This is a genomic window from Actinosynnema sp. ALI-1.44, assembly GCF_001984155.1.
Classification (GTDB): Bacteria; Actinomycetota; Actinomycetes; order Mycobacteriales; family Pseudonocardiaceae; genus Kibdelosporangium.
In genome coordinates, this window is record NZ_MTQO01000054.1 from 892,507 (window position 1) to 908,351 (window position 15,845).

4 protein-coding genes are annotated in these 15,845 nt (G+C 71.2%); all 4 read left to right on the forward strand.

Annotated features, from left to right (window positions below; all coding sequences use genetic code 11):
• The first annotated feature begins 279 nt into the window (after positions 1-279).
• Genes ALI144C_RS51030 through ALI144C_RS58805 form a run of 4 tightly spaced genes read left to right on the forward strand, consistent with a single transcriptional unit; the run spans position 280 to position 15,837 of the window.
• Positions 280-5,025: a type I polyketide synthase gene (locus ALI144C_RS51030; RefSeq protein WP_083754099.1), complete on the forward strand. Its 4,746-nt coding sequence runs from the start codon at positions 280-282 to the stop codon at positions 5,023-5,025.
• Complete coding sequence (locus ALI144C_RS51035) at positions 5,022-10,994, forward strand: type I polyketide synthase (RefSeq protein WP_076994490.1); 5,973 nt, start codon at positions 5,022-5,024, stop codon at positions 10,992-10,994. The genes ALI144C_RS51030 and ALI144C_RS51035 overlap by 4 nt, the downstream gene beginning before the upstream one ends.
• Positions 10,987-13,788, forward strand: coding sequence for a type I polyketide synthase (locus ALI144C_RS58800; protein ID WP_076994491.1), 2,802 nt, complete (start codon positions 10,987-10,989; stop codon positions 13,786-13,788). The genes ALI144C_RS51035 and ALI144C_RS58800 overlap by 8 nt, the downstream gene beginning before the upstream one ends.
• Before the next feature lie 18 nt (positions 13,789-13,806).
• Positions 13,807-15,837: an SDR family NAD(P)-dependent oxidoreductase gene (locus ALI144C_RS58805; RefSeq protein ID WP_076994492.1), complete on the forward strand. Its 2,031-nt coding sequence runs from the start codon at positions 13,807-13,809 to the stop codon at positions 15,835-15,837.
• Positions 15,838-15,845: the final 8 nt, after the last annotated feature.

Genomic DNA, 15,845 nt, shown 5'->3' on the forward strand with positions numbered 1-15,845 from the left:
TTACGGTCGATCTCACCGGGGGACACGCACAGTAGGTGAATCACCTGCCGCCCCCGCTCCTGGGGAGGATCGACAGCGTGAACGCCTTAGTCAGCCTGCGGCCGCAGGGCTCGGAGTACGTCATCGGACTCGATCCTGGCCGCGCACGACGTCGACCTGGGCGACCTCGTGCTGCTGCCGCGCGTCGGCCTGCCCAAGACAACCAGCGCAAGATCCAGCGCGGCCGCTGTCACGCGGCATCCCTGTCCGGGCTGTAGATCGGTGTTCGTGAGGAAATCCATGTCTGACCTGCGTTCCTGGCTGATCGCGCGCGTCACCGCGCTGGGTGGACTCGACCCGGCCGCCGTCGGCACCGACCGGCCGTTCGATGAGCTCCACTTGTCCTCGACCGGCGTGGCCACACTGATCGCCGATCTGGCGGCCCACGTCCACGTCAACCTGCCGCCCACGCTGCTGGCGGAGTACCCGACCATCGACCGGCTGGTCGCCCATCTGTCTGGAGTGGACATTGTGGTCCCGGCGGCGGAGGGCGGGATCGCCGTGCTGGGCATGGGATGTAGGTTGCCCGGCGGAGTGTGCACACCGGAGGGTATGTGGGACCTGCTTGTCTCCGGGCGCGACGCCATGGGCGAGATCCCGGCCGGGCGGTGGGAGCGTTACGGCGACGCGGTCAAGGCAGTGACCCGGTTCGGCGGGTTTCTCGACGACATCGCCGGGTTCGACGCGGAGTTCTTCGGCATCACGCCGCGCGAGGCGACCGCGATGGACCCGCAGCAGCGGATCGTGCTGGAGGTGGCGTGGGAGGCGTTGGAGCGCGCCGGGTTGCCACCGTCGTCGCTGGCAGGCACCCGGACCGGCGTGTACGTGGGTGCGTCAGCCGACGACCACGCGCGTCGGCAGATGGAGGACCTGGCCGGAATCGACGCGTGGAGCGGGACGGGGTCCGCGCTGAGCATCATCGCCAACCGCGTGTCGTACCTACTGGACCTGCGCGGGCCGAGCATGACCGTGGACACGGCGTGCTCGTCGTCGCTGGTGGCTGTGCACCTGGCCATGAAGGCGTTGCGGGACGGGGAGATCGACGTCGCTGTGGTGGCGGGCGTGAATCTGGTGCTGGGGCCGGGTCTGACCGCCAACTTCGACCAAGCCGGGGCGATGGCTGCCGATGGTCGCTCCAAGCCGTTCGACGCCGCCGCCGATGGCTACGGGCGGGCCGAGGGCGCGGTGGCCGTGGTGCTCAAACGCCTGCAGGATGCCGCCGGGGACCCGGTCCTGGCCGTGCTGCGTGGTAGCGCGGTCAATTCCGATGGACGCTCCGACGGTCTGATGGCGCCGAACCCGCTCGCGCAGAAGGACATGCTGCTGACGGCGTGTGCGTCGGCCGGGGTTGATCCATCGCAAGTGGACTATGTGGAAGCGCACGGCACAGGCACGCCGCTGGGTGACTCGATCGAGGTGTCCGCCATCAAGGCCGCTCTCGGTGAAGGACGTGGACGGCCGCTGCTGATCGGGTCGGCCAAGGGCACCTTCGGACACCTGGAGGCGGCGGCCGGGTTGGTCGGACTGGCCAAGCTGGTGCTGTCGTTGAGCCGAGGTGAGCTGCTGCCGAGCGCGCAGTACGCCAACCCCAACCCGCGTATCACGTTCGACACCGTGCGGGTCGTCGACACTCGTCAGTCCTGGCCCGAGCCCAGGTTGGGCGGGGTCAGCTCGTTCGGATTCGGCGGGACCAACGCGCACGTGATCGTCGAGCAGGCAGCCGCGCGGGAGCCAGTGTCCGCGTCGGCTGATCTCGTTGTGCTGTTCGTGTCCGGCCGGTCGGAGGAACGTCTGCGGGACAACGCCTCGACGATCGCGGACTGGCTCGCCGAATCTCAAAGCTCTCTTGTGGACGTGGGATACACGTTGGCGCGCAGGCGCGAACATGGTCCGTTGCGGGCCGCGGTGGTGGCGCGGGACCGGGCGGCGGCTGTCGATGGCCTACGGGCCATCGCAGCCGGTGAAGTGTCCGAGAACGTTGTCCGCGGTGAGGTCCGGGACCCCGGGCTGGTCTGGGTGTTCCCCGGGCAGGGCTCGCAGTGGGCGGGAATGGCCAGGGCGCTGCTCGACGAACCCGTGTTCGCCGAGTTGGAGCCGCTGTTCCTCGCCGAGGCCGGGTTCTCGCTGCGGGACGCGCTGACGTCGGCCGCGCTGCCGGAAGGGATCGACCGGATCCAGCCGCTGCTGTTCGGTGTGCAGATCGCCCTCGCGGCGGTGTGGCGGTCGTACGGTGTCGAGCCGTCCGCCGTTATCGGGCACTCGATGGGCGAGGTGGCCGCCGCTGTGGTGGCCGGGGCGTTGACGGTCGAGCAGGGGCTGCGGGTGATCACGCGGCGGTCCAGACTGATGGCGGGCATCGCGGGTGCCGGGGCGATGGGTGCTTTGGAGCTCGCCGCCGCCGAGGTCGAGGAGCTGATCACGCGGTATCCCGGCGTGTCCGTGGCCGCGTACAACGCGCCGGGGCAGACGGTCGTGGCCGGGGATGCCGGGCAGGTCGCGGACCTGGTCGCCGAGGTCGCCGAGTCAGGCAGGCTGGCCCGGCTGGTGAAGGTGGACGTCGCGTCGCACTCCGCGCAGGTCGACCCGCTGCTGCCCGACCTGGCCGACGCACTGGCGGACATCCGGGGAATCACACCGCTGGTGCCGTTCCTGTCGACTGTGCGCGACGGCGAACCCGTCTTCGACGCCGAGTACTGGGTGGCGAACCTGCGTCAGCCGGTGCGGTTCGCGCAGGCCGCCGCCGAGCACCGGGCGTTCCTCGAACTGTCGCCGCATCCCTTACTGGGGGCGGCCTTGCGTGAAGTCGGCGCGGAGCTGGTGATCGGGTCTCTGCGGCGCGACGTCGACGACCGGGTCGCCTTCCTCGGCAACCTCGCCGCCCTGCACTGCGCCGGAATCGACATCGACCTGACCCGGCTGTACCCGGTGGGGTCGGTGGTGGTGGATGTGCCGGTGACGCGGTGGCGGCACGTGCGGTACTGGCGCGAGTTCGCCGCGGCCGTGTCCTCGGTGAAGCACGTCGAGTTGGCCGACCCGAGGGGCGCGCACCTGGTGCAGGTGTCGCTGCCGGACGGGTTGACCGAGGACAGTTGCCGGGCGTTGTTGGCGGAGTGCGCGTCGGCGGTGGGACTGCCCGGGGTCGCGCCCGTCGACTTGGTCGTGACGGTCACCGGACCCGGTGTGGCGCAAGCGATCCTACGGCCGGACGGCGCGGGCTGGGCAGTGGACGTGCACGTGCGGGCCGGTGACGGTCCATTCACCCGCTCCGCGACCGCACGGTTGCCTGCCGGTCTGCCCGAGGAGTGGGTACACGATCTGGTGTGGGAGCCGGTGCCCGCTCCCGCCCCGGCACTGCCGGATGCGACCTGGCTGGTGGTCGGGGGTGCGCTGGCCGGTGTCCGGACGTACGCGGGGGAGATCCCGGAGGACACCCGGCACGTGGTGTCCCTGGCGGCGCTGGACGCGACCGACGATCCGGATGACGCGCTGCGGCTGACCGTCGAGACAGTGGCGCTGGCCAGGGAACTGGCCGCCCGGCCGGAACCGCCGATCCTGCACCTGGTGACCCGCGACGCGCACACCGGCAACCCGGCGCAGGCCGTGATGTGGGGCTTGGCGCGGGGCATCGCGGTCGAGTCGCCGCAGGTCATGGGCTCGGTGATCGACGTGGGAGACCGTGAACCGACCTTGGAGCTGCTGGCGGCGGAGGTGTACGACACGGCGCAACGGCAGGTGGCGTACCGGGACGGGGTGCGGACGGTGCCTCGCCTGCGCAAGGTGGTCGGGAGTGCGGGATCGGACCTTGGCCCGCGGGCGCTCGGGCCCGGAGCGCATCTGGTGACCGGTGCCAGCGGGTCCATCGGGCCCCGGCTGCTGGACACGCTCGTCGCGGCGGGTGCGCGGAATCTTGTCACCGTCACTCGAAGCGGGCTGTCCGCCGACGTGGCCGGGCGGCTGCGGCGGGCCGGGGTCGTGCTGACCGACGTCCGCGCCGATGTCGCCGACGAAGCCGCCATGACGTCCCTCTTCGCGCGGTTCGGGCACGACCTCCCGCCCCTGGCAAGCGTTTTCCATGCCGCGCTGGGTGGTGGCATGGTCGGCCTCGCCGACTTGGACGCCGATGCCATCGCCGACATGTTCCGCGCCAAGGTGCACGGGACCGCATTGCTCAGCCGGTTGGCCGCCACGCACGCGCCACCGGTGTTCTGCCTGTTCTCCACGGTCGCTGGGCTGCTCGGGTCGCGCGGGATGACGCACTACTCGGCGGGAAGCGCCTACCTCGACGCGGTCGGCGGCGCACGCCGGGCAGCCGGGGCCGCGGCGCAGGTGGTCGCGTGGGGCGCGTGGCGGGACTGGATGGCCGGAGCGGGTGCGCACGACCGATGGGTGGGGACTGCCGAGATGGGCGGCCTGATCGAGCGGTCCGGGCTGGTGCCGATGGCCGACGAGCTGGCGATCCAGGCGGTTCCGATGATCGTCGGGGAGGACCGGGCCTACACGGTGGTGGCCGCCGCGGACTGGGGGCTGCTGGCCGGCAGCTACGGCACGCACTCGGCGGCCGGGGTACTCGCGGAGCTGACTGGGGAGACGCGTGAAGCAGGCCAGGAAGGCAACGCCGTCGTCGCCGAGCCAGTCGGCGGACTGCCCGAACGGTTGCGAGTCGCCGGACCCGCCGCGCGACGCAGATTGTTGCGAGAACACGTGCGCAGCGTGGTCGCCGAGGTGATGGGAGTGGGCGAGGTGTCCGCGCTTCGCACCCGGGTCGGGTTCCGCGAGCTGGGGATGGACTCGATCATGAGCGTGCGGGTACGTCGCGATCTGGTGGCGTCGACCGGCGTCGACCTGCGTCCGACCGCGGTGTTCGACTACTCCACAGTGGACGATCTGGCCCAGCACATCGGCGAGTCGTTCGCCGAGCCCGCGCCGGCTGACGACGAAGCGGACCTGGTCCGTCGCCTCGAGGAACGACTGGGGCAGCTCTCATGACGGCCGACGTGCTAGCCAAGGCGTTGGCTGCCATCGACAAGCTCGAGGCTCGGGCGCGCCGCGCCGAGGCCAGGGGGACCGAGCCGATCGCCGTGACCGGCGTCGGCTGCCGGTTGCCCGGTGGGGTCGACGGGCCGGACGAGTACTGGGACCTGCTCGCCGCCGGGCGGGACGGCACCGTCCCGGTGCCCGTCGACCGCTGGGACCCGGCGCTGTACCGCACGACCGACCACACCGAGCCGGGCACGATCCGCCAGGAGTCCGGCGGGTACCTGACCGATTACGACCCGGCCATGTTCGACGCCGGGTTCTTCGGCGTGTCCGCGCGCGACGCGGCCGTGATGGACCCGCAGCACCGGCTGTTGTTGGAGGTCACCTGGTCGGCGCTGGAGCACGCGGGCATCCCCGCCGAGTCCCTGCGGGGCACCGACGCTGCCGTCTACTTCGGACTTACGCTGACCGATTACCTGTACGAGCAGGTGCGTGGCGGCGTGGACGGGATCGACGCGTACACCGTCACCGGCGCGGGCAACTTCGCTGCGGGTCGGGTCGCGCACTTCCTCGGCCTGCGCGGGCCGAGCATGGTGGTCGACAGTGCTTGCTCGTCGTCGCTGGTGGCGATCCACCTGGCTTGCCAGGCGTTGCGGGCGGGAGAGACGTCGGTGGCGCTGGCCGGTGGGGTGAACTTCATCCTGTCACCAGAGCTGTCGGTGTCGTTGTCCCGCTGGGGAATGCTGTCGCCGGACGGCCGCTGCAAGACCTTCGACGCCGCCGCCGACGGCTTTGCCCGAGGCGAGGGCTGCGGTGTCGTGGTGCTCAAGCGCTTGTCGGACGCCGTGGACGCCGGCGACCGGGTGCTGGCTGTCGTCCGCGGCACGGCGGTCAACCACGACGGTCACAGCAGCGGACTGACCGTCCCCAATGGGCTCGCGCAGCGCGCCGTCGTCCGCGCCGCCCTGGAGCGCTCCGGGTTGGTACCCGACGACGTCGACTACGTGGAGGCGCACGGCACGGGCACCGCGCTCGGCGACCCGATCGAACTGGAGGCCCTGGCCGACGTCTACCAGCACGATCGGACGCACCCGTTGATCGTCGGCTCGGTCAAGACCAACATCGGGCACTTGGAGTCCGCGGCCGGGGTCGCGGGCTTCATCAAAACCGTGTTGTCGCTGGATCACGGTGTCGTTCCCCAGCACCTGCACTTCCACGGCATGACGCCGAACGTCAGCACGGACGCCGCGAAACTGGTCGTCCCCGCGACCCCGATGCCGTGGCCGCGCGTTGACCGACCCGGACGGGCGGGCATCAGCTCGTTCGGGGCCAGCGGGACCAACGCGCACGTGATCGTGGAGCGCGCGACGGTGGTCGTTGAGCCGGAAGCCGACACGGAGGGATCGCTGCCGCTGGTCGTGTCGGCGGCGACGAGTGAGGCGTTGGTCGAAACCTCCCGGCGTCTGGCGGACTGGCTCTCCGACACCGATCAGTCCCTTGAGGACATAGCGTTCGTCCTCGCGCACCGGCGCACGCACCTGCCCGCCCGGTTGGTCGTGCACGCTTCCGGCAAGTCCGAGGCCGCGCGAGCGTTACGGGAGTGGGAACCGGCGCCGACTGTTCCCGCCGACGACGACGGACCGGTGTTCGTCTTCTCGGGACAGGGGGCGCAGTGGCCGGGCATGGGCGGCGCCTTCACGACGTTGCCCGAGTTCGGTGCGGTCGTCGCGGAGCTGGACCCGGTGGTGACAGCCGAGCTGGGCATGTCGTTGCGGGACATCGTGATGGCCGACGGCGAAGACCCCCAGCGACTCCAGCCGACGCTGTTCGCAACGCACCTCGCGTTGGCGCGGGCGTGGGCGAACCGGGGTGTCCGCCCGGCCGCGGTGATCGGGCACTCGATGGGAGAGATCGCCGCCGCCGTGGTGGCCGGGGCGTTGAGCGGGGCGGACGGGATGCGGATCATCTGCCGACGCTCGCGGGCATTGCACGTCATCGCGGGTCACGGCGGCATGGCGCTGGTGGAACTCGGCCCGGACGAGACCCGGACGGCGATCGAGGGCACCGGGCTGACCGTGGCGATCCTGCTGGGGCCTGCCGCCACCGCCGTCGCCGGACCCGCCGACGCGGTGGCCCGGTTCGTGGCGAACGGGAGCGTCCCGGTGCGCTCGATCAAGGTCGACGTCGCCTACCACTGCGCCGAGGTCGACCCGGTGCTGCCCGGCCTGCGGACCGCGCTCGCGGACATCCCGTCCGGTGTCCCCTCGATCGACTTCTACTCGACCGTCACGAGTGGTCAGCCCGCGTTCGACGCCCAGTACTGGACAGACAACCTGCGCAACCCCGTGCGGTTGACCGACGCGCTGGCCGCGGCGGCCCTTGACGGTTTCCGAACGTTCGTCGAGATCTCGCCGCACCCGGTGCTGGCCCTGGCGGACAGCGTTCCGGCCGACGCTCTGACGGTGTACTCCGCGCGTCGTGAGCACGACCCTCGCGAAACTCTGACCGTGCAGGCGGGTGTGCTGTACCGCGCGGGCAGGCCGGTGGACTGGACCGGGATCGTGCCCTGCGGACGGCTGGTGGACGTGCCCGGCACGGTGTTCCGGCGGGAGCGGCACTGGCTGCCCGCGACCCGCGCGCACGCCGGACACCCACTGCTGGGCGCGCACGTCGAACACCCGGACGGCGGCCACATCTGGCAGAACACCGTCAGTGTCGACACCCTGCCGTGGCTGGCTGATCACGTGGTGGAGGGCGCGGTCGTGCTGCCCGCTTCCGCGTACTGCGAGATGGCGCTGGCTGCCGCGCGGGCCGTCCGCACCGGTGACCTTGGCTTGGCGGACGTCGAGTTCGTGCGGCCCCTGCTGTTGGCCACGGCGGTCACCGTCAGTGTGACTCTGTCCCCGGACAACCGCTTTGCCGTCCGCGCGAGGAGCGACGACGGCTGGACGACGCACGCCACCGGGCGCGTGAACGTCCATCGTGGACACGGTGGGGAGGTGGCCGTCACCGGGACCGGAGCGGAGTTCCCGGTGGCTGACCTGTACGACCGGCTGAGGTCGGCCGGGCAGCACCACGGTCCCGCGTTCACCGGTGTCCGGCGCGTCCGGATCGAGGACGGCGGAGTCGTGGGCGAGATCGCCCTGCCTCCGGCGGCCAGGGCGGGGTCCGGCCGGATGGTGCTGCACCCGGTCGTGCTGGACATGTGCTTGCAGTTGACGGTGGCCGCCGCGTCCGAGGCCGGGGCCGTGCTGCCGGTCGGGTTCGCCGACCTGCGGGTGTTCGGGGACTGGCGCGGTGGGGTGGCCTGTCGTGTCGACCGTCATGACGGCGGGTACGACCTCACCCTGGTCGATGCGAACGGTGCCGTCGTGCTGACCGTCGGCGGCGTGCGGCTGGCGTGGCTGGGCCGCGCGAAGTACTGGGACGGCACGCTTTTCGGTGTCCGCTGGCAACTGGCCGACACCGAACCGGGTCCGCCTGGCACTTGGCGTGTCATCGGGACGGGAGCGCTGGCCGACTCGCTGCGTGCCGATCTCGTCGAAGGGGCCACACCGGGCGGTGTGGTCGTCGTCGCGCCGGACTCCGACGTCGTGCTCGCGGTGACGGACGTGGTGCGTGACCTGGTCACGGCGGAGTCCATGCCCCGGCTGGTGATTGTCAGCCAGGATCGCCTGGAACATGCGCCGCTGCGTGGCCTTGTGCGGGTCATCGCTTACGAGCACCCAGGTCTGCGGGTCAAGCTGGTCGAGGGTGACACCGGGATTGTCGACGAACTCGGGCGGGACGACGGTGAGCTGGAGGTCTCACTGCGGCCGACGGGCAGGTGGGTCGCCCGGGTGACCGCCGTCGCCGAGCCGGACACGCCGCCGCTGGCCGTGCGCACCGACGCGTTCCGCCTGGAGACGGCCGAACCCGGTGTGCTGGACGCGATCCGGCCGCACGAGATCCCGCGACGCGCGCCCGGCCGGGGCGAAGTCGAGATCGAGGTCCGGGCGGCGGGCCTGAACTTCAGCGATGTCCTCAAGGCGATGGGCCTCTACCCGACACGCGACGGCGAGCAGGTCCTGCTCGGCAGCGAGTGCGTGGGTGTCGTGCGCGCGGTCGGGGAGGAGGTGGACTTGGCGGTCGGGGCCGAGGTGCTGGCGTTGGCGCCGGGCGGACTCGCCGGGTACGTCACGCTGCCCGCCGAACTGGTCGCCGCCGTGCCGGACGGTATGTCCACTGTGGAAGCCGCGACGATTCCGGTCGCCTACTGCACCGCCTGGTACGCGCTGCGGCACGTCGGCCGCCTCCGACCCGGTGAGCGGGTGCTGATCCACGCGGCCACCGGCGGCGTCGGTCTCGCGGCCGTCGCCATCGCACAGTTGGTCGGCGCGACTGTGTACGCCACGGCGGGCAGGCCGGAGAAACGTGACCACCTGCGCGCGTTGGGTGTCGAGCTGGTCATGGACTCACGCACGCTGGACTTCGTGGAGCAGGTGCGCGCGGCGACCGGCGGTGAAGGCGTTGACGTCGTACTGAACTCGCTCAGTGGCGAGGCGCTGCGGCGGGGCATCGACCTGCTCGCGCCCGGCGGCCGGTTCGTGGAGCTCGGCAAGAAGGACGTTCACTCGGACGCGGTCGTCGGCTTGCGCGAGTTCGCCGGTAGCGCGTCCTTCTCGGCGGTGGATTTGGCGTTGCTCATCGACGCCCGGCCCAAGCTCATCGCAACCGTGCTGTCGGAGGTGCTGGCCGAGGTCCGCGCGGGCACGCTGAAACCCCTGCCGGCGCGTGAATCCTCAATGGCCGACGCGCCCGCCGCGTTTCACACGATGGCCGCCGCCGACCACATCGGCAAACTGGTGTTGACCGTGCCCGACTCGCTGGAGGTCGTTCGACCGGCCGGTGTGACCCCGGTTCGCGCTGACGGCGGGTACATCGTCACCGGCGGTATGGGTGGGCTCGGCCTGGTCGTCGCCCGCTGGCTGGTCGGCGCCGGCGCCCGGTTGGTCGTCCTCAACGGCCGTTCAACGCGTGACATCGGCGATCTTGCCCGGTACCCGAATGTCCGCGTGGTCACCGGGGACGTCGCCGAGGTGGCGGACGACCTTGTGGCCGCGATGGGGGACGTGCCGCTGCGGGGTGTCGTGCACGCGGCAGCCGTCTTCGATGACGCTGTCACCGACCAGGTCGACGCCGCGGCGCTGGAACGGGTGTGGCGGCCCAAGGTCGCCGGTGGTTGGGCGCTGCACGAAGCGACCAAGGACGTCGATCTGGACTGGTTCGTGGTGTTCTCGTCCGCCGCGTCCATGCTGGGTTCGCCGGGGCAAGGGGCTTACGCCGCCGCGAACGCGTGGCTGGACGCGCTGGTGCAATGGCGGCGTTCGATGGGTCTGCCGGGCCTGGCGGTGAACTGGGGGCCGTGGGCCGAGGTCGGCAGCGGCGTCGGGTTCCATGACGGCGCACACGGCATGAGCACGGCCGAGGGTGTGGCCGCGCTGGCCGAACTGCTGCGTGTGGGAGCGGCCCGGCAGGGCGTGATCACGCTCGACCCGGAACGCTGGTTCGCGTCCTACCCGGCCTTGGCCGACTCGCCCTATTTCGCGGACCTGGGTGCGCGTGCCAAGGACACCACGGAGATCCTGCGGCGGCTGGCCGCGACGCCGAGCGGGCCACGGGCCGCGGCGGTGCTGGGGGCGTACGTGATGGAGCAGGTCCGCGCGGTGCTGCGCTCGACCGATGACCTGGACCCGGACGCGCCGCTGACAGCGCGCGGCCTCGACTCGTTGCTGACTCTCGAACTGCGCAACCGACTGGAGGCCGGGTTGGCACTGCGCCTGCCCGCCACCCTGCTGTGGACGTACCCGACGGTGAACGCATTGGTGGACGGTCTGCTCGAACGACTGGACCCGGCATCGCAACCGGAGCCCGACATCGACGCCGACCTGCTTGCCGACATCCTCGACTCCGTGGAACTGGAGGCCGCCGGTGAGTGACCTGCGCGGACTGATCGCCAAGCTCACCCCCGAGGGCCGCACGCTGCTGATGCGCCACCTGCTCGACGCCGGGGTCGCACCCCCGCCGCCGCAGGACGACCCGGTGGCGGTTGTCGGCATCGGCTGTCGGTTCCCCGGTGGTGCCACCGGTCCTGACGACTACCTGTCGTTGTTGGGCGACGACAGGGATGTGATCGGGCCGGTTCCGGCGGACCGTTGGGAAGTACGGGAGTCGGACGGGTTCACGGTCGGTGCTTTCCTGCCGGACATCGCGGGGTTCGACGCCGAGTTCTTCGGCATCTCACCGGCCGAGGCGGCGGGGATGGACCCACAGCAGCGGCTGCTGCTCGAAGTCGCCTGGGAGGCGCTGGAGCATGCGGCGCTCGACCCGGACACCCTGCGCGGCAGCAAGACCGGCGTGTTCGTTGGCATGTCCTCTTCGGACTACCTGGTGGCCGGGATCGAGCGCGGAGCGCGCGTCGACGGGTACACCACGACCGGGACACCACACAGCACCGCGGTCGGTCGAGTGTCCTATGTGTTGGGTCTGCGAGGGCCTTGTGTCGCTGTCGACACCGCCTGTTCGTCGTCGCTGACCGCGATCCACCTGGCATGCCAGAGCCTGCGTTCAGGCGAGTCGAACGTGGCGCTGGCGGGTGGCGTGCACCTGATCGCGGGTGCGTTTACCGGGTTGACTCTCTCGAAGTGGGGGATGCTCTCGCCGACCGGCGGCTGTCACGCGTTCGACGAGGCCGCGGACGGGTTCGTGCGCGGTGAAGGCTGTGGCGTCGTTGTGCTGAAGCGTTTGTCGGACGCCCAACGGGACGGGGACCGGATTCTCGGGGTTGTCCGCGGGAGCGCGGTCAACCACGACGGGCGGTCCAACGGGTTGACCGCGCCTTCCGGGGTGGCACAGAAGGAGGTTCTCGCGTCGGCGCTGGCGTCGGCCCGGATCGACCCGGGAACGGTCGGACTGATCGAAGCGCACGGGTCGGGAACCCGGCTGGGTGACCCGATCGAGTTCGAGGCGCTGGACTCGGTGTACGGGCGCGGCCGGGGCCGGTGTGCGCTGGGGGCTGTGAAGTCTGTCGTGGGACACCTGGAGGCCGCTGCCGGGGTGGCCGGATTCATCAAGGCCGTGCTGAGCGTCCATAGTGGTGTGATTCCGCCCAATCAGCGGTTCACGCGGTGGAACCCGGAGATCGACGCGGGTGAGAGCCGGCTGTTCGTGCCGACGGAGTCGGTCGAGTGGCCGGTGGACGGGCCGAGAGTCGCTGGGGTGAGCGCGTTCGGGTTCGGCGGGACCAACGCGCACGTGCTGGTAGAACAGCCGCCCGCGCACCACTTGGTCGAGAACGCGCCGGGTGCCGTCGTGGTGCCGTTGTCCGGGGCCTCGGCGGAGCAAGTCCGTGACGTTGCTGCCGGTCTGGCGGACTGGCTGCGGTCGTCCTCCGCCTCCCTTGCAGATGTCGCGGCCACCCAGGGACGGCGAGGTGCTCCCCGGCGGTTTCGGGCGGCCGTGGTGGCGCGCGACAGGGAGGGTGCGCTCGCCGGGCTGGCCGACGTGCGGCCGGTGGCGGCCACCCCGCCCGGCCCCGGGGTCGTGTTCGTGTTCCCCGGGCAGGGCGGGCAGTGGGTCGGCATGGGGCGGCGGCTGTTGGCCGAGGAGCCCGTGTTCGCCGCCGCCATCGACGAACTCGGGATGCGGTCCGCGTTGCTGGGTGAGCCCCATGGCATCGACCAGGTGCAGCCGCTGCTGTTCGGCGTCCAGGTGGCCTTGGCGCGGCTGTGGGAGTCGACCGGGGTGCGGCCCGCCGCCGTCATCGGGCACTCGATGGGCGAGGTCGCCGCGGCCGTGGTCGCGGGTGCGTTGACCCCGCAGCAGGGTTTGCGGGTGATCACGACTCGATCCCGGCTGCTGACGCGGGTGGCCGGACGCGGGTCGATGGCGTCGCTGGTCGTGTCCGCCGAGGAGGCGCAGGAGCTCGTCGGCGGCGACGAGTCGGTCGGCATCGCGGTGTACGCCTCGCCGGAGTCGGTCGTGATCGCCGGTGACACCGACGCTGTGACCGCGATCGTCGGCAAGGTCGAGGCAGGCGGCGGACACGCTCGTCTGATCGAAGTGGACGTCGCGTCGCACTCACCGCAGGTGGATTCGCTGCTGAACGATCTCGCGCGAGAGCTGGCCGGTATTGTGCCCGCGGCGCCCAAGGTCTCGGTTTACTCTACTGTGGACAATAACCCGCGTCGCCAGGTCGTGTTCGACGCGGGGCACTGGGTGACCAACCTGCGCGCGCCGGTGCGGTTCGAGCAGGCGGTCGCCGCAGCCGCCGAGGACGGGTACCGCGTGTTCGTGGAGGTGTCGCCGCACCCGGTGCTGGTCCATGCGATCGGCGACACGGCGGCCGGGCTGGTCCTGCCGACGCTACGCCGGGACGAGGACGACACGGTCACCTTCCACACCCATCGCGCCGAGTTGCACAACCACGGCGTGGTCCCGCTGCCGGTGCCCGCCGGGCGGGTGGTGAACACGCCGACGACCCCGTGGCGGCATACCCGTTACTGGTTGCCGGAGGCAACGTCCGTCCGCGACACGCACCCGCTGCTGGGTGTGCACGTGGCCCTGCCCAACCGCGGACACCACGCCTGGCACGCCCGGGTCGGCCTGAGGGAGCTGCCGTGGCTGACCGACCACCGCGTATTCGACCGGATCGTGTTACCGGGCGCGGGTTACGTCGAGATCGCACTCGCGGCGGGATCGGTCCTGCTCGACGACCCCTTCGAGGTCCGCTGACTGACCCTGCACACGACTTTGGAGCTGGACGCCGACATCACGACGCTGGCCAAGCCGGAGGGCGGCGGGTACGCGGTCGAGGTGTACGCGGGCCGTGCGGGCCAGTGGACGTTGCACGCCACCGCGTCCGTGGCCCCGGCTGAGAAGTTGGATGAGCGTGCGACGGTGCCCGAGGTGGCCGGGGACCCAGCGGGCCTGTATGCCGGGTTGCGCGCTGTCGGGCAGCTGCACGGGGACGCTTTCGCCGGTGTGACAGCGATTTCCGGCGCAGGCGCGCGGCTACGGGTGCCGTTCTCGGCGGAGGACGAGCGCTTCCACGTGCACCCGGTGTTGCTCGACAGCGGCCTCCAGGCGATGGCCGCCGCGCTGCCCGCCGGTCAGGCGTACCTGCCGATGGAGTTCGGGCGCGTGCGGATCGCGGGGCCGGTGCGGCATGAGGGGTACTGCGTCACCGAGGTCTGTGCCGACGGGGACGACTGGGTCGGGCGGATCAGGTTCCTGGACGCGGACGGGCTCGTGTTCGCCGCTGTGGACGACGTGTTCGTCCGCCGGGTGACGCGGTCCGGCCGTCTCGGCTACGCGCTGCGCTGGGACGTCGCCCCACTGCCCGGTAGGTCCACTGTGGAAAGATCGACGCTGGTGCTCCGTGCGAACGACCCCGTCGACGTGGACGACGTGGACGACGTGGTGCTGCGTTTCGGGTCGGAAACGCCCGCGGCGAAGGTCGCACGGGTGGCGGAGGTGGTGCGGGCGGTCGTGGCCAAGGGCTCGTCGCCCCGGTTGTGGCTGGTCGGCGGTGGGGAGCCGGACCAAGCGTTCCTGCGCGGCCTGACCCGCACACTGGCCTACGAGCATCCGGAGCTGCGGGCCACGATGCTGGAGACCGACGACGAGAGCGTCATCGCGCCCGAACTCGCGGCAGGCGCTCCCGACGACGAGATCGCCTGGCGTGCGGGGACGCGCTACCGGGCCCGGGTGGTGCGCACGCCGACCGGAACGCCCCGGCCGCTGGCGCGACCAGGTGCCGGGTACCTGGTGACCGGTGGTCTTGGCGGGCTCGGCCTGACGGTGGCCCGCGCCCTGCTCGCCGACGGTGCCGCCCGAGTTGTGGTGTCCGGCCGGACCGCACGTGAGGTGCCGGACTTGCCCGGGCTGGAGGTCGTCATCGGCGACATCACCGCTGCCGGCGTCGCCGAACGCCTCGTCGCGGCCGTGTGCGCCGATGGCGTGCCACTGCGCGGTTGTATCCACGCTGCGGGGGTTTTGGACGACAAGGTGTTTCATGCCGCCGATCGAGATACCGTAGATCGTGTTCTGACGCCCAAAGTGGATGGCGCGCTCCGGCTGCATGAGGCCACCGTGGGGCATGACCTCGACTGGTTCGTGTTGTTCTCGTCAGCGGCGGGATTGTTCGGCTCGCCCGGGCAGGCCGTGTACGCGGCAGCCAACGCGTGGCTGGATGCCTTCGCCGAGTGGCGACGGGCGCAGGGGCTGCCCGCGACCAGCGTGGCGTGGGGTCCGTGGGATGAGGTGGGCCTGGCGCGTGACGTCGATGCCCCCGGCTTCACCCGGATCGGACCGGACGACGGCGTGGCCGCCTTGCGGACTGTGTTGGACGCGGGCACCATCGCCGTCGCGCACTTCACTCCGGACGCGTTGGCGGAGGCGTACCCCCAGTTGGTCGACTTGCCGTTCTTCTCGGGGCTGATGGAGCGGAAGGGCGTCGACGAGGCAGCCGAGACGGACGACGGCGCCCGACTGCGGCAGGTCGTGGCCAGGGTCTTGGGCTTCACCACACCACTCGCCGATGATGTGCCGCTGACGTCCCTCGGCCTGGACTCGCTGACGGCGGTCCGGATCAAGAACGCCATCCAACGGGACTTTGCCGTGACGATCCCGGTTGCCTTGCTGTTGAAGGGAGCCAGTGCGGGCGCGCTGGCGGAACGGGTGCTGGGGGTGCCCGCGGAGGACGACGTGCCGGACGCGGTCCGTAGGGCGAGGGAGCGGGCCGGACAACGGGGCATGGCCCGGCGCAGGGGGAGAACATGACATCCGAA